Below are 14,310 nucleotides of genomic sequence, written 5' to 3'. Positions count from 1 at the left end.
CGACCGTCCGGGGCGCCCTCAGCCGTACCGGCCCGGCCGCTCAGCCGGGGGCCGACGGCTCCCGGGGGATCAGCCCCTCCCGGTAGGCGATCGCCACCGCCTCCGTACGGCTCGTGGCGCCGAGCTTGGCCAGGATGTTGGAGACATGGACGCTGGCCGTCTTGCCGGTGATGAACAGCTCCTCGCCGATCTGACGGTTGCTGCGCCCCAGCGAGAGCAGCCGCAGGACGTCCTGCTCACGCGCCGTCAGCCGGGCGCTCCGCCCGCCGTCGGAGGCCGGAGCGGCCAGCCGGCCCCGCCGCAGCAGGGCGTCGACCCGCTCCAGCAGAGGTGTCGCCCTGAGCCGGACGGCGGTCTCCCGGGCCGCCCTCGCCTCGGCGGCGGCCTCCTCGCGGCGGTCGGCCACGAGCAGCGCCTCGGCGAACCGCAGCCGGCAGCGGGCCCGTTCGTAGACATCGCCGTAGTCGAACGCGGCGACGGCCGCCTCCCAGACGGCCGGCTCGGGACCGCGCGCCGCCCGGACCGCCTCCGCCTCGGCGCGGGCCAGCCACGCCAGCCCCTCCGGCCCCTGCGGAAGCCCCTTCGAGCTCAGCCCGGCACTGGTCCTGGCCAGCCCGACCAGCTCCTTCGCGGTGTCGGCCCAGCGCCCGGCCTCCGCCTCGGCACCGGCCGCCCTGCGCTCCACGGCGGCGTCGGCGACCGCGGCGAGGGCGAGCGCGGCCAGCCGGACGGTGACGTCGGGTACGGCGCCCGTCTCGTCCGTGAGGGCCTCGACCGCCGACCGCATCCGGGCGACGGCGCGCCCGGCGTCACCGCTCCCGGCCGCCGCGTCCGTCGCCACGATCCCCGCGACCAGAGCGCCCATCCAGTCGAACCGCCCGCGCAGCAGCTCCTCGGCCCGCTCCTCGGCCCCGGCGTCGCCCCGGGCCAGCCGCACGTACAGCACGGGCCCCGTGGCGAACGCCCCGGCCGCGGGCAGCGCGTCGGCGTCCTGCTCCGCCGCCCGCTCGCACTCGTCCCAGCGGCCCAGCATGTACAGCGTCAGCAGCCGCAGATACCGCATCTCCAGCGGATACAGCGAGGACAGCAGTCCCGCCCCGCGCGCCCGGTCCAGCCCCTCCACCAGCCAGGGCAGGGCGCCCTCCAGCTCGCCCGCCTCGAACGCGCCGATGGCGAGGTGGTACAGGGCGCGCATCTCCACCGGGGCGTTGCCCGTGCCACGGACCAGCTCCCTGGCCTGACGCAGCCCGTCCCGGCCCGCCGAGGTGCTGCGGCCCTCCAGGGCGGCCAGCGAGATCAGCAGATCGGCCCGCGCGTCGGTGAGACCGAGCTCCTCGGCGACGGCCAGCGCCTGGCGCGCCACCTTCAGCGCGGTCTCCGGCTCCCCGACCTGCCGGGCCGCCAGCACATGCGTGGCCGCCGCCCACACCCAGGTCGGCGACGGCGGGTCGGCCGGGATCAGCGCCAGCGCCTCGCTGCTGTAGGCGTAGGCGGCGGTGAGGCTGTCGACGTCGAGCAGATTGCCCGCGAGGGTGTAGCGGACCCGGGCCGCCAGCTCCGAGTCGGCGTCCTCGCCGACCCCGGCCAGCGCGGCCCGGGTGAGCGAGACCGCGCGGTGCGACTCCCCGGCGTGCGCGGCCGCCGCCGAGGCCCGCAGGGTCAGCGCGATCCGGTCGCCGGGCCCGCCCGCGGGCCGTGCCTCGGCCGGCACCGACGCCCACAGGTCCAGTGCGGCCTCCAGATGGCGCAGCTCCTCGGCCGGCGCGCCCAGCCGCTGGGCGTGGTCGGCGGCCTCCAGGGACGCGGCGAGGGCCTCCGGCAGGTCGTGGCTCTCGCGGTAGTGGTGGGCCCGCTCGGCCGCCGTCCCGGCGCCGCCGCGGCCGGCCAGCAGGCGGGCGAACGCCCCGTGCAGCCGCGCCCGTTCGCCCGGCAGCAGGTCCGCGTACACCGCCTCGCGCGCGAGGGCGTGCCGGAAGGAGTACGTGTCGCCGTCGCCCGAGACCAGCAGGCGTCGCTCGACGGCCTCCCGCAGCGCCGTCTCCAGCGCCTCCTCCGGCAGTCCGACCGCGTCCTTCAGCAGGTCGTGCCCGACCCGGCGCCCGGCCACGGCGGCCGTGCGCAGCACCTGCTGCGCGGTGTCCGACACCTGCTCGAAGCGGATCAGCAGGACGTCGGCGAGCGCGTCCGGCACCCCGCCCGCGCCCGGGTCGGTCGCCGCGAGGAGTTCCTGGGCGTAGAAGGCGTTGCCCTCGGCGCGCTCGACGATCCGGCGGACCGTCGCCTCGGGCAGGGCCCGGGGCCCGTCGTCGTGGAGGACCCGCACCAGCCGGGCCACCTCGGCGTCGTCCATCGGCCGCAGCTCCAGCCGCTCCACGGACGGCAGCCGCACCAGCTCCGCCAGCAGCGGGCGCAGCGGATGCCTGCGGTGCAGATCGTCCGCGCGGTACGAGGCCAGCACGGCGACCCGTCCCCCCGGCACGCCGCCCGCGGGCCGCTGGAGCACCCCACGGCTGAGCAGGAATCTCAGCAGGTCCCGGGAGGACTGGTCGGCCCAGTGCAGGTCCTCGAGGACGAGCAGCAGCGGGCCGAGGTCCGCGAGGTCGGTGAGCAGCCCCGCCATGTCCTCGAACAGCCGCAGCCGCCCGCTCATGTCCAGGGCGCTGTCCGCGCCGCCGCCGAGCAGCCGGCCCACCTCGGGACGCGCGGCGAGCACGGGCGCGAACCGCTCCTCGGCGGCGACGGCGCCCAGCACCTCGGTGAACGGCAGATACGGCAGGCCCACGTCGCCGAGGTCGACGCAGTGCCCGGTCAGCACGGTCACGCCGTCGCGCACGGCCCGCGCGGCGGCCTCGTCCAGCAACCGGGTCTTGCCCACCCCCGCGTCCCCGGCCAGCAGCACGGCCCGCGCCTCACCGCCCCGGGCACGCTCCAGCACCCCGGCGAGCCGGGCGAGTTCCTCTTCCCGCCCGACCAGGGGAGACACGGTGAAAGAGCTGTTCGACACGTCCCCATCCTGGCACGTGCCACGGACAGCCCCACCCGTTCGCCCAGGTCCGCCGCCGTGGGCGGCGGACCTGGGCCGGCCGGTCAGCGCAGGGTGTCCGCCCAGTTCGCCGGGACGCGTCCCGCCGGACCGGGCACGGGCTGGTCGGCGGGGTGGCTGACCGGCGGGGCGAGATCGGGCCCGGACGCGTACAGCTCGCCTGCGGTGAAGTCCCAGAACCACTCCTCGCCGGGCTCGTAGGAGCGGATCAGCGGATGGCCGGTCTCCCGGTAGTGCGCGGTGGCGTGCTTCGCGGGGGAGTCGTCGCAGCAGCCGATGTGCCCGCATCGGGCGCAGCGCCGCAGATGGAACCACCAGCCGCCCACCGCCTCGCACTCCACGCACCCGGTGCCGCTGGGCGGGACACCGAGGTCGATGCCGTCGGTCGCGTCGTCAGTGCTCATGCGCCGGCTCCTCGGAAGTGGCGTGGTCCGCGGCGGCCTCGACGGCCTGGACGACCGCGGCGGCCTCGTCCGCCTGGGCGGCCTCGGCGGACCGCGCGGCCTGGGCGGTCTCCCCGTCCGCGGCGGTCAGCGGAAGCAGGACCTGGAAGCGGGTGTCACCCGGCACGGACTCGACCCGCAGACTGCCGTGGTGCTTGTTGACCACGATCCGCCAGGAGATGTCCAGACCGAGCCCGGTGCCCTCGCCGACCGGTTTGGTGGTGAAGAACGGGTCGAAGATCCGGTCGCGGATCTCCGCCGGCACCCCGGGCCCGGTGTCCCGGAACTCCACCATCAGCCGGTCGTGGTCGAGTACGGTCCGCACGGTCAACGTGCCTTCGCCGCCGCCCGAGTTCATCGCGCCGACCGCGTTGTCGATCAGGTTGGTCCACACCTGGTTCAGCTCCGCCGGGTACGCGGGGACCCTCGGCAGCGTCCGGTCGTACTCCTTGACCACCTCGATCTGCGGGCCGAACTTCCCGGACAGCATCAGCAGGGTGCTGTCGAGGAGTTCGTGGACATCGGCGTTCTGGTACGGGGCGCGGTCGAGCTGCGAGTACTGCTTGGCGGCGCCGACCAGCTGGGAGATACGGTTCGTGGAGTCCTCGATCTCGTCCATCAACAGCTCGGTCTCGACCGTGTAGTTCAGCCAGCCGACGGCCGCCGGGAGGATCTCCGCGTCCACCGAGGCCGCCACCTGGTCCAGCCAGTCCACGTCGAGACCCGCCTGCACGAAGGTCGGCGCGAGCCGCCAGCCCTCCGTGATGCCGTGCTCGTCCAGCCAGTCGGACATCTCGTCCTCGCGGTCGGCGGCCTCCAGCGGGCTGAGCGAGGGTGCCTTGGCGACGCGTTCGGCGGTGCGCTCCTGGATGTCGATCAGACCCGCGAGCTGCTCGGGCGGATAGGGCCCGGCGGAGATGTGGGCGAGCTTGTGGCGCATCTTGGCGACCCGCTCGCGCAGCGTCGAGGTCGCCCGCACGGCCGCCGCCGCCGGGTTGTTCAGCTCATGGGTGAGCCCCGCCGACAACGAGCCGAGCGCCAGCAGCCGTTCGCGCTGGCCGATCATCCGCTGGGTGTTCTTGGCCCCGAAGAACAGCCCCTCCAGCAGATGCACCGCCATCGGGAACCACTCCCGCATCACGGTGGCGAACGTGTCGGCCGGCAGCACGAAGAACCGCGTCGGCTCCGTCACCCGCATCGTGTTGTTGTACACCTGGCGCACCCGGTCGCCGATGTACGCCTGCATGGCGCCCGAGTACACCCCGGGCTGCGAGGTCCGCACGACCTCCACGTCGTCGTCGCCGACCCGGCGGTACAGCACGCACGTGCCCTCGATCATCACGAAGAAGCAGGTCGCGTGATCACCCTCGGCGTACACCGGTCCGGGATCGAACAGCTCCACCCGGCCCTCGCTGCACAGCCTCCCGAGCTGCTCCGGCGTCAGCTTCTCGAACAGGAACAGCGAGCCGATCTCCTGGGTGTTGCACGGCATCACCTGTCCGCTCATGACTGCTCCAGATAGCGGTGGACGAGCATCACGGCCATGGCTCCCTCTCCCACGGCGGACGCGACCCGCTTGGCGGACTCCGCCCGCGCGTCGCCCGCCACGAACACGCCGGGCACATTGGTCTCCAGGTGGTACGGCGGCCGGTCCAGCTCCCAGCCCGCGGGCGGCCGCCCGTCGGGCGTCAGATCGGGCCCGGCGAGGATGAACCCGCGCTCGTCGCGCAGCACCGTGTCGCCCAGCCAGTCGGTGCGCGGGGCGGCGCCGATGAAGACGAACACCCAGCTCGCGTCGACCGTCTCGGTCTCCCCGCTCGCGGTGTCCCGCAGCGTCAGCCGCTCCAGGTGCTCGCCGCCGTGCGCCGCCTCGACGACCGTGCCCGTCCGTACCTCGATGTTGGGCGCCTCGCCGATCTGCTGGATCAGGTAGTGCGACATCGACGCCGACAGCGAGGACCCGCGCACCAGCAGCGTCACCGACTTGGCGCCCTTGGACAGGTACATCGCCGCCTGCCCGGCCGAGTTGGCGCCGCCGACGATGTACACGTCGTGCCCGTGACAGGCGGGCGCCTCGGTCAGCGCGGAGCCGTAGAACACCCCGGCGCCGGTCAGGTCCTGTGCGCCGGGCGCCGCGAGCTGCCGGTACGACACCCCGGTCGCCAGGATCACGCTGTGCGCGGCGACGGCCGAGCCGTCCGAGAACCGCACCACCCGCGCCGCACCGTTGATCTCCAGACCGGTCACCTCGCGGGCGGTGAGGATCTCCGCGCCGAACTTCGCCGCCTGCCGCCGCGCCCGGTCGGTGAGCTGCGCGCCGGAGACCCCGTCGGGGAAGCCGAGGTAGTTCTCGATCCGGGAGCTCTGCCCGGCCTGCCCGCCGGTCGCCGACCGCTCCACCAGCACGGTGCGCAGCCCCTCCGACGCCCCGTACACCGCGGCGCCGAGCCCGGCCGGACCGCCGCCGATCACCACCAGGTCGTAGAACTCCGCCGTCGGCGTGGTCGCCAGGCCCACCTGCGCCGCCAGCTCGGGCGCCTCGGGCTCCACCAGCGGGGTGCCGTCCGGGGTGACCACCAGCGGCAGCCTCGTCGCGTCCGCGCCCGCCGCGGCCAGCAGCCGCCGCCCCTCCGGCTCGTCCGCGGAGTACCAGCGGTAGGGCACCTGGTTGCGGGCCAGGAACTCGCGCACCTCCGAGGAGCGCGCGGAGAACCGGTGCCCGACGACCTTGGTGCTGGGCACGGGCCGGAAGTCGCTGGTCCGCCAGGCCTCCAGCAGGTCGTCCAGGACCGGGTAGAGCTTCTCCTCGGGCGGGTCCCAGGGCTTGAGGAGATAGTGGTCCAGGTCGACCACGTTGATCGCGTCGATCGCCGCGTCGGTGTCCGCGTACGCCGTCAGCAGCACCCGCCGGGCGCCCGGATACACGTCCAGGGCCTGCTCCAGGAACTCGATGCCGTTCATCTGCGGCATGCGGTAGTCCGCCAGGATCACCGCCACCAGGTCACCGCGCAGCTTCAGCTCGCGCAGCGCGTCCAGGGCGGACTCGCCGGACTCCGCGCGCACGACGCGGTACGACGCCCCGTAACGGCGTCTGAGATCACGGGCGACGGCGCGGGACACTCCGGGATCGTCGTCGACGGTCATGATGACGGTGCGCGCGGTCTCGGCGACCGGTGCCATGCCTCTCCCCACCCCGAGCGGTCGGACGGACGCACGGTGCCCCGCCGCCGCGCCGGCTCCCGCCATCGTAAGTTCGTTCGCCCCGCTTCGCTCGGGCGCGCGAGACTCCGTCAGGTCCGGCGATCACGCAACACGCAGAACTCGTTGCCCTCCGGGTCCGTGAGGACCACCCAGGGCTGCTCGCCCTGCCCGACGTCCGCGCGCCGGGCGCCCAGCGCGAGCAGTCTGGCCACCTCCGCGGCCTGGTCGTCGGGGCGGAAGTCCAGGTGCAGCCGGTTCTTGACGGCCTTGCCCTCCGGCACGGGTACGAAGATCAGCCCCGGCACCCGGTCCGGGGCCGGCCGGATCTCGTACTCCCGCGCCGAGTCGTTCAGCACCACCCAGCCCAGCGCCGCCGTCCACCACCGGCCCAGCGCGACCGGATCTGCCGCGTCCACGACCACCTGCTCCCACTCGAGACCCATCGGGCCAGCGTAGTGAAGACTGGGGCCGGAACTGAGCCATGGACACAGGGAGGCGGCCGGAATGACGGGGCCGATCACGGCAGGCGTCGACGGGACCGAGGAGAGCCTCGCGGCACTCGGCTGGGCGGCTCGCGAAGCCGTACGGCGGGGGCGGCCGCTGCGGGTCGTACAGGCATGGGAGTACGCGTCGCACGAGGCGCTCGGAGGGGACCGGGACGCGCAGGCCGGCTGGGTGCGCGAGGCGCTGGCCGAGGCCGTCTCCCGGGCCACCGGGCGGTACGCCGGGCTGGAGGTCACGGCCGACGCGGTCGAGGGACCCGTGGTCGACACGCTCGTCGGCGCGGCCGCGGACGCCGGGATGCTGGTGCTCGGCTCGCGCGGGCACGGTGCGGTGCTGGGCTTCCTGCTCGGCTCGGTGGGCCAGCAGGTGATCGCCGGTGCCGCCCGCCCGGTGGTGCTGGTGCGCGCCGGGGACAAGGCGTCCGACGAGGTCGCCGGGCACGAGATCGTCGTCGGCCAGGACGGCGGCGCCGAGGACAGCGCCGCGGCTCTGGGCTTCGCCTTCGAGACGGCCGCCGCCCGCGGGGCGACCGTGCGCGCGGTACGGGCCTGGACGCTGCCGCCCGTGTTCGCCTACAGCCCCGGCTCGATGCGACTGCTCGACGACGCCGGCGGCCCGGAGCCGTTCGAGAAGAAGGCGCTCGCCGAGGCACTCAGGCCCTGGCGCGAGCGCTTCCCCGACGTGCATGTCGTCGAACACGTCGAGATGGGCAGCGCCGGGCAGGTGCTGCTGTCGGTGGCGCGCCGGGCCCAGCTGATGGTGGTGGGCCGCCGCGCCCGCCGTACCGCCGTGGGCGCCCGCATCGGATCGGTCGCCCACGGCGTCCTGCACCACGCGGGCTGCCCGGTCGCGGTGATCCCGCCCGCCTGAGGCGCCCCGGGGCCGCTCACTCGTGCCCGGGGGACTCCAGCGTCTCCCGGGCCGTGGGCAGGATGTTCGCCACGTAGTCCTCGACGGCCGTGTCGATCCCGATGTCGTGCTGGGCCCGCTCGGACAGGTACCAGCGGTGCTCCAGGAGCTGGTGGTAGATCTCCGCCGGGTCCATGGTCGCGCGCAGTTCGAGCGGGACGGCCCGCACGGTCGGCCGGAACACGTCGCGCACCCAGCGGTGCGCCAGCACCTCCGGACGGGCCGCGAGGGGGTCGCCGGGCGCGTAGTCGTCCTGGGTGGCCATCCAGCTCTCCAGGTCGGTCAGCAGCCGCCGCGCCTGGTTCTCCTCGGTGTCCAGGCCGGTCAGCCGCAGCAGCTGGCGCTGGTGGTGCCCGGCGTCGACGACCTTGGGCACGAAGGTGACCGTGTCGCCGTTGGAGGAGTGGTCGATCTGCATCTCGGCCACGTCGAAGCCGAGGTCGTTGAGCCTGCGGATACGGCGCTCGATGTAGTGGTACTTGCCCGCCGGGTAGACCGAGACGCGGGTGAGCTCCTTCCACAGCCCGGCGTAGCGGTCGCAGATCTCCTGCCCGAACTCGATCGGGTCCACCGAGGGGTGCAGCGCCCCGGACGCCTCCAGGTCGAGCAGTTCGCCGCTGATGTTCACCCGCGCGAGGTCGAGGTCGTAGTCACGCTGGCCGGGGCTGAGCCGCGCGTGCAGCTCGCCGGTCTCGGCGTCCACCAGATACGCGGCGTAGGCACCCGCGTCGCGCCGGAACAGGGTGTTCGACAGAGAGCAGTCGCCCCAGGCGAACCCGGCGAGATGCAGCCGGACCAGCAGGACGGCGAGCGCGTCCATCAGCCGGTGCATGGTGGCCGGGCGCATGGTCGTCTCGAACATCGAGCGGTACGGCATCGAGCCGCCCAGGTGGCGCGTGATCAGCACCGGCTCCAGCGGCTCGTCGGCCTTGTCGGTGCGCCCGGTGACCACGCCGAGCGCGTCCACCGCCGGGATGCCGAGCCGGTCCAGGTCGAACAGCAGCTCGTACTCGCGCAGCGCGGGCCGCTCCGCGAGCTCCTTGACCGCGATCACCTCGTCACCGGCGCGCGCGTAGCGCACCACGTGCCGGGAGATACCGCGCGGCAGCGGCACGAGGTACTCCTCGGGCCAGTCCTCCAGCGGCAGATGCCAGGGGAGCTCGAGCAGCAGGGCCGGGTGCTCCGGGTTGGTCGCGCTGATGTGCAGAGCCATGCCTCGACCCTAAGCGGCCAGGTCGCGCGCCCTGCGCGCGGCCGTGGGTACGGAGCCGCGGTGGACGGGGCCGTGGCCGGGCAGCAGCAGGTCGGCGTCCAGGCCCGCGATCGTCTCCAGCGAGGCCAGGGCGCCGGCGCGCTCGTGGTGGAACATGTCGAGCAGCATCTGCGGGCCCTTCTGCCGCGAGGTGGCGTGGCCGGTCGCCAGGGCGTCCCCGGAGAGCACCGCGCCCCGGTCGGGCAGGTGGAACACCGTGTGGCCCAGGGTGTGGCCGGGCGTGTGCACGGGCACCGGGCGGCCGGGCAGGTCGAGGGGGCCCGCTCCGGGGAAGACCTCGGGGGCGGCGACGGGCACATGGGCGGTGCCGCCGACGCGCAGCGCGTGCACGGCCCAGGGCAGCACCCCGGGCCGCCAGCCGTTGGCCAGGACCGTGCCGACGCCGACCTGGTGCAGGAACTCCCGGCGGGCGTGCGGGACTTCGGCCTCGTCCATGTACACCGGGGTGCCGTAGGTGGCCCGCAGGTGCTCGGCGGAGCCCAGATGATCGTTGTGGGCGTGGGTGATCAGCACCGCCGCGACCGCCTCGGGACGGCTGCCGATCTGCGCGAGCGAGTCCAGCAGCCGCTCCCGGTCGCCCGGGTAGCCGGTGTCGACCAGGGTGACGGCGTCGCCCTCCTCGAGGATCACCCAGTTGGTGTTGCTGCCGTGCACCAGGTAGGTGCCGTCGGCGACTTGCTGCACAGTGGCGCGCATCTTCGTCCCGCGTGGTGAGGAGGGGTCCGGCGGGGGACAGCAAAGCAGATCGGCCGCGTGTTCGGGGTGCGGTTCCGGCAGCTGAGAGACACGTCTCCGGGCGGCCGGGGAGATGTGCCGTGCGCCGGGGCGGGGCCGTCTCCGGCACCGTCCGCCGGAGACGGCCCCCGCGTGCGCCGGGGCGTCCGCCTCTGCCGCCTCAGCGCACGCCGTGCGGGCGGAACTGGACGCTGATGCGCGGCCCCGTGGCACGGCTCGACTTCGGTACGCAGTGCTCCCAGGTCCGCTGGCAGGAGCCGCCCATCACGATCAGGTCCCCGTGCCCGAGCGGCCTGCGCACCGTGTCGCCGCCGCCCATGGGGCGCAGCAGCAGATCGCGCGGTGCGCCGACGGAGAGGATGGCGACCATGGTGTCCTCCCGCGCGCCCTTCCCGATGCGGTCGCCGTGCCAGGCCACGCTGTCGCGGCCGTCGCGGTAGTAGCACAGCCCGGCCGTCGTGAACGGCTCGCCCAGCTCCGGCGCGTAGTGCCGGGACAGCGCCTCGCGGGCCTCGGTGAGCACCGGGTGCGGGAGCGGATCGTCCTCGCCGTAGTACGCCAGCAGCCGCGGCACGTCGACCACATGGTCGTACATCGTGCGCCGCTCGGCCCGCCAGGGCACTTCCTCCGCCAGCTGTCCGAACAGCGCGTCGGACCCGCTCAGCCAGCCGGGCAGCGTGTCGATCCAGGCGCCCGCGCCGAGTTCCGTACGGCGCGGCCGGCCGAGCGGGGCGAGTCCCAGCCGGTCGGTCTGGTCGAAGAGGGAGCCCTGGAGGTGCGTGGTCATGGAGCCAGCGTACTCCTTATTCGAAAATCTGTTCCATAACGGCGGGGGTGCAGCGCGTCGTGAGCGGGTGCGCGCGGACCCCTTTCGATACACCGGTGTATCGGATACATTCCCGTATCCGATGAAGGGCGGACGATGACGACGCAGCCGGCGGACCGGCCGACCACGCGGCGCGCGGCGGAGGCGGCGACCACCGCGCGGGTGACCAAGCGGCGGGTGCGCACCCGCGCGAACCTGCTCGACGCCGCGTTCACCGTGTTCGCCGCCAAGGGGTTCGGACGGGTCTCCATCGAGGAGGTCTGCGAGGCCGCCGGATACAGCCGGGGCGCCTTCTACTCGAACTTCTCCAGCCTCGACGAACTGTTCTTCGCGCTCTACCAGCAGCGCGCCGACCTCATCGCCGGGCAGGTCGCGGACGCGCTCGCGCTCGACGGCCCGGACCTGGACGTCCACCGGTCCGTCGACCGGGTCACCGAGGTGCTGCTGCTCGACGTGGACTGGCTGCTGGTGAAGACCGACTTCCTGGTCCACGCGGCCCGCGACCCGGACGTCGCGCGGACCCTGCTCGAACACCGGGCCACCCTGCGGCGGTCCATCGCCGACCGGCTGGCCCGCGCGCGCGGCCACACCGAACTGCCCGCCGTACTCGGCGACACGGACTCCGCCGCCCACGCGGTGGTCGCCGCGTACGACGGGGTCACCGTCCAACTGCTGCTGGACAAGGACGTCGACGGCGCCCGCCGCTGGCTCAAGCAACTGCTCACCGCGCTGCTGACGGACGGCAGCGGCGGCCTCGACTGAGGAAAGGAACGGAGAACGCCCATGGACGCGGACGTCATCGTCGTCGGAGCCGGTCTCGCCGGGCTGGTCGCGGCGCACGAACTCACCAGCCGGGGCAGGCGGGTCGCCCTGGTCGACCAGGAGAACGCCGCCAATCTCGGCGGCCAGGCGTACTGGTCCTTCGGCGGGCTGTTCCTGGTCGACTCGCCGGAGCAGCGCCGCCTGAAGATCAAGGACTCCCTCGACCTGGCCTGGACCGACTGGCAGGGCAGCGCCGGGTTCGACCGCACCGAGGACGAGGACTCCTGGGCGGTGCGCTGGGCCCGTTCCTATGTCGAATGGGCGGCGGGGGAGAAGCGCTCCTGGCTCGACGGCCACGGCATCAAGCTGCTGCCCACCGTCGGCTGGGCCGAGCGCGGCGACCTGCGCGCCGACGGCCACGGCAACTCCGTGCCCCGCTTCCACATCGCCTGGGGCACCGGCACGGGCGTGGTCGAGCCGTTCGCCGAGTACGCCAGGCAGGCCGAGCGCGACGGACTGCTCACCTTCCACCACCGCCACCGCGTCGACGAGCTGGTGATCGAGGAGGGCTCCGCGCGCGGGGTGCGCGGCACCCTCCTCGCCCCCGACGACTCACCACGCGGCGTCGCCTCCAGCCGCGAGAGCGCGGGCGAGTTCGAACTGACCGCGCAGGCCGTGATCGTCACCTCCGGCGGCATCGGCGCCGACCACGACATCGTCCGCCGCCACTGGCCCGAACGGCTCGGCACCCCGCCCGCCGAGATGATCACCGGCGTCCCCGCCTACGTCGACGGCCGCATGCTCGACATCAGCGCCCGGGCCGGCGTACGCCTGGTCAACCGCGACCGCATGTGGCACTACACCGAGGGCGTGCGGAACTGGGACCCGATCTGGCCCGGTCACGGCATCCGCATCCTGCCCGGCCCGTCCTCGCTGTGGTTCGACGCCCTCGGCCGTCGGCTCCCCGACCCCTGTCTGCCCGGCTACGACACCCTCGGCACGCTCAGGCATCTGCGCACCACCGAGGACATCGCCGGGTACGACCACTCCTGGTTCATCCTCACCCGGAAGATCATCGAGAAGGAGTTCGCGCTCTCCGGCTCCGAGCAGAACCCGGACATCACCGCGAAGGACCGCAAGGCCGTCCTGCGCGACCGGCTGCTCGGCAAGGGCGCCCCCGCCCCGGTGCAGGCCTTCCTGCGCAACGGAGCGGACTTCGTCGTCGCGGACACCCTGGAGCAGCTCGTCGAGAAGATGAACGGCCTCACCGACAAGGCGCTCCTGGACGCCGACGGGCTGCGGCGCCAGATCGAGGCCCGTGACCTCCAGTTGGCCAACCCCTACAGCAAGGACTCCCAGATCCAGGGCATCCGCAACGCCCGCCGCTACATCGGCGACCGCCTCGGCCGCGTCGCCACCCCGCACCGCGTCCTCGACCCCGAGGCCGGCCCCCTCGTCGGCGTCAAGCTGCACATCCTCACCCGCAAGACCCTCGGCGGCATCCAGACCGACCTCGACTCCCGCGCGATCGGCGCCGACGGGCAGCCCGTCGAGGGCCTGTACGCCGCCGGGGAGGTCGCCGGGTTCGGCGGCGGAGGCGTGCACGGCTACAACGCGCTGGAGGGCACGTTCCTCGGCGGCTGTCTGTTCTCGGGCCGGGCGGCGGGCCGGGCCGCGGCCGCTCAGACCGGCTGAACCCCGGCCGGCGTCGCCCGCTTCCCCGTCTCGTCCGCTGCGTTCGCCACGACCGCGTCACGCGCGTCCGTTCGTTCGCTTCGGCCGTGTCACTCGCGTCGGAGGAGCCCGGCCAGCACCGCCGCATGGCTGTGCTCCGGGTCCTTCGACGCCGTCAGCAGTGTCACCGCGCCCCGGTCCGCCGACTCGCGCACCCCGTCGAGGAGGCGGGCCGCCTCGGGGTCGGCAAGCTCCGCCTCGTAGCGGCGGGCGAACTCCTCGTAGGAGCCCTCGCCCGCGTGGTACCAGCGGCGCAGCTCGGTGGACGGGGTGAGCGCCTTGGGCCACTCGTCCACATGGGCCGCGTCCTTCGACAGACCGCGCGGCCAGAGCCGGTCGACCAGGACCCGCAGTCCGTCCCCGGCCTCGGGAGCTTCGTAGATCCGGCACACTCGGACGCTCACGCTGGGCCCTCCTCGGCCGACGGGTGCTGCCCTGCTGCCCGGAGCGTAACCCGGTGCCCGCCGGGCGGTCCGCGCCAGTCGGCCGACCGGGTGCCGCCGCGGCGTCCGTCCCGCCCGGGGCGGCCGAAAGGCATCCGTGGCCGCCGCCGCGGGGCCTTCCGCGGCCGTCGGCCCGGAGGCCGTCCGCGGCCGCCCTATCCGGCGCGGCCCCGCCGCAGCAGGCGCCGCTCGCTCTCGCTGGTGCCGCCCCACACCCCGCTGCCCTGCGCCGTGCGGAGCGCGAACCGCAGGCACGGCTCCCGCACGGGGCAGCGCCCGCACACGGCCTTGGCCTGCCGTGTCTGCAGCAGCGCCGGCCCCGAGGTGCCGATGGGGAAGAAGAGGTCCGGGTCCTCGTGGCGGCAGCCGGCCCGGTCTTGCCAGTCGTCCATCGGTGTCACTCGCATGCTCCAAGCCCTCCCGAATGCACTTACCCG

Annotated in this window: 13 protein-coding genes; 3 read left to right on the top strand and 10 right to left on the bottom strand. The window is 74.1% G+C overall.

All coding sequences use genetic code 11. The features are described from left to right. Window positions 1-40 precede the first annotated feature (40 nt). From ACZ6SQ_RS24375 to ACZ6SQ_RS24355, 5 genes are all read right to left on the bottom strand, one after another. Window positions 41-3,004 carry a helix-turn-helix transcriptional regulator gene (locus tag ACZ6SQ_RS24375; RefSeq protein ID WP_469565520.1) on the bottom strand — a complete coding sequence of 988 codons (2,964 nt, stop codon included), beginning with the start codon at window positions 3,002-3,004 and terminating at the stop codon, window positions 41-43. Window positions 3,005-3,087: 83 nt separating this feature from the next. Further along, the gene (locus tag ACZ6SQ_RS24370) at window positions 3,088-3,447 is read right to left on the bottom strand and encodes a UBP-type zinc finger domain-containing protein (protein ID WP_469565518.1); all 360 of its coding nucleotides are present in this window, start codon (window positions 3,445-3,447) and stop codon (window positions 3,088-3,090) included. Continuing rightward, window positions 3,437-4,993 (bottom strand): ATP-binding protein, encoded by a 1,557-nt coding sequence (locus tag ACZ6SQ_RS24365; RefSeq protein WP_469565516.1) that lies wholly within the window; start codon window positions 4,991-4,993, stop codon window positions 3,437-3,439. The genes ACZ6SQ_RS24370 and ACZ6SQ_RS24365 overlap by 11 nt, the downstream gene beginning before the upstream one ends. Then, a complete protein-coding gene (locus ACZ6SQ_RS24360) occupies window positions 4,990-6,666 on the bottom strand; it encodes an NAD(P)/FAD-dependent oxidoreductase (protein WP_469565514.1) in 1,677 nt (558 codons plus the stop codon). Before ACZ6SQ_RS24360 ends, ACZ6SQ_RS24365 begins: the two co-directional genes overlap by 4 nt. A gap of 110 nt (window positions 6,667-6,776) precedes the next feature. After that, a complete protein-coding gene (locus ACZ6SQ_RS24355; RefSeq protein WP_469565512.1) occupies window positions 6,777-7,130 on the bottom strand; it encodes a VOC family protein in 354 nt (117 codons plus the stop codon). A 61-nt stretch (window positions 7,131-7,191) separates the two neighbouring features. Between ACZ6SQ_RS24355 and ACZ6SQ_RS24350 the strand changes: the two genes are divergently transcribed. Continuing rightward, complete coding sequence (locus ACZ6SQ_RS24350) at window positions 7,192-8,061, top strand: universal stress protein (RefSeq protein WP_469565510.1); 870 nt, start codon at window positions 7,192-7,194, stop codon at window positions 8,059-8,061. A 16-nt stretch (window positions 8,062-8,077) separates the two neighbouring features. Here ACZ6SQ_RS24350 and ACZ6SQ_RS24345 read toward each other — a convergent pair whose 3' ends face one another. The 3 genes from ACZ6SQ_RS24345 to ACZ6SQ_RS24335 all read right to left on the bottom strand — a co-directional run bounded on the left by ACZ6SQ_RS24345 (window position 8,078) and on the right by ACZ6SQ_RS24335 (window position 10,895). Further along, a complete protein-coding gene (locus ACZ6SQ_RS24345) occupies window positions 8,078-9,313 on the bottom strand; it encodes a DUF4032 domain-containing protein (RefSeq protein WP_469565508.1) in 1,236 nt (411 codons plus the stop codon). Between the two features lie 9 nt (window positions 9,314-9,322). Next, window positions 9,323-10,069, bottom strand: a complete 747-nt coding sequence (locus ACZ6SQ_RS24340; protein ID WP_469565506.1) for an MBL fold metallo-hydrolase — start codon at window positions 10,067-10,069, stop codon at window positions 9,323-9,325. Window positions 10,070-10,268: 199 nt separating this feature from the next. Next, window positions 10,269-10,895 carry an alpha-ketoglutarate-dependent dioxygenase AlkB gene (locus ACZ6SQ_RS24335; protein ID WP_469565504.1) on the bottom strand — a complete coding sequence of 209 codons (627 nt, stop codon included), beginning with the start codon at window positions 10,893-10,895 and terminating at the stop codon, window positions 10,269-10,271. Window positions 10,896-11,030: 135 nt separating this feature from the next. Between ACZ6SQ_RS24335 and ACZ6SQ_RS24330 the strand changes: the two genes are divergently transcribed. Together ACZ6SQ_RS24330 and ACZ6SQ_RS24325 are read left to right on the top strand one after the other, a co-directional pair. Further along, window positions 11,031-11,696 carry a TetR/AcrR family transcriptional regulator gene (locus ACZ6SQ_RS24330; RefSeq protein ID WP_469565502.1) on the top strand — a complete coding sequence of 222 codons (666 nt, stop codon included), beginning with the start codon at window positions 11,031-11,033 and terminating at the stop codon, window positions 11,694-11,696. A 21-nt stretch (window positions 11,697-11,717) separates the two neighbouring features. Further along, a complete protein-coding gene (locus tag ACZ6SQ_RS24325; protein WP_469565500.1) occupies window positions 11,718-13,391 on the top strand; it encodes an FAD-binding dehydrogenase in 1,674 nt (557 codons plus the stop codon). Window positions 13,392-13,480: 89 nt separating this feature from the next. Here the strand turns inward: ACZ6SQ_RS24325 and ACZ6SQ_RS24320 are convergent, their stop codons facing one another. Both ACZ6SQ_RS24320 and ACZ6SQ_RS24315 read right to left on the bottom strand, forming a co-directional pair. Next, a complete protein-coding gene (locus ACZ6SQ_RS24320) occupies window positions 13,481-13,834 on the bottom strand; it encodes a DUF488 domain-containing protein (protein WP_469565498.1) in 354 nt (117 codons plus the stop codon). Between the two features lie 194 nt (window positions 13,835-14,028). Then, window positions 14,029-14,265, bottom strand: a complete 237-nt coding sequence (locus ACZ6SQ_RS24315; protein ID WP_469565802.1) for a WhiB family transcriptional regulator — start codon at window positions 14,263-14,265, stop codon at window positions 14,029-14,031. Between the last annotated feature and the right edge of the window lie 45 nt (window positions 14,266-14,310).

Source organism: Streptomyces sp. NPDC048600 (genome assembly GCF_055587025.1).
Note: the sequence above shows the minus strand (reverse complement) of the source record. Positions and strands in the feature narration are given on the sequence as shown.

Bases quoted from the DNA above. Each gene is read 5' to 3' on its own strand.
- ACZ6SQ_RS24350 (WP_469565510.1), top strand. From the start codon at position 7,192: ATGACGGGGCCGATCACGGCAGGCGTCGACGGGACCGAGGAGAGCCTC.
- ACZ6SQ_RS24335 (WP_469565504.1), bottom strand. From the start codon at position 10,895: ATGACCACGCACCTCCAGGGCTCCCTCTTCGACCAGACCGACCGGCTG.
- ACZ6SQ_RS24355 (WP_469565512.1), bottom strand. From the start codon at position 7,130: ATGGGTCTCGAGTGGGAGCAGGTGGTCGTGGACGCGGCAGATCCGGTC.
- ACZ6SQ_RS24315 (WP_469565802.1), bottom strand. From the start codon at position 14,265: ATGGACGACTGGCAAGACCGGGCCGGCTGCCGCCACGAGGACCCGGAC.
- ACZ6SQ_RS24370 (WP_469565518.1), bottom strand. From the start codon at position 3,447: ATGAGCACTGACGACGCGACCGACGGCATCGACCTCGGTGTCCCGCCC.
- ACZ6SQ_RS24330 (WP_469565502.1), top strand. From the start codon at position 11,031: ATGACGACGCAGCCGGCGGACCGGCCGACCACGCGGCGCGCGGCGGAG.
- ACZ6SQ_RS24345 (WP_469565508.1), bottom strand. From the start codon at position 9,313: ATGGCTCTGCACATCAGCGCGACCAACCCGGAGCACCCGGCCCTGCTG.
- ACZ6SQ_RS24360 (WP_469565514.1), bottom strand. From the start codon at position 6,666: ATGGCACCGGTCGCCGAGACCGCGCGCACCGTCATCATGACCGTCGAC.
- ACZ6SQ_RS24340 (WP_469565506.1), bottom strand. From the start codon at position 10,069: ATGCGCGCCACTGTGCAGCAAGTCGCCGACGGCACCTACCTGGTGCAC.
- ACZ6SQ_RS24325 (WP_469565500.1), top strand. From the start codon at position 11,718: ATGGACGCGGACGTCATCGTCGTCGGAGCCGGTCTCGCCGGGCTGGTC.
- ACZ6SQ_RS24365 (WP_469565516.1), bottom strand. From the start codon at position 4,993: ATGAGCGGACAGGTGATGCCGTGCAACACCCAGGAGATCGGCTCGCTG.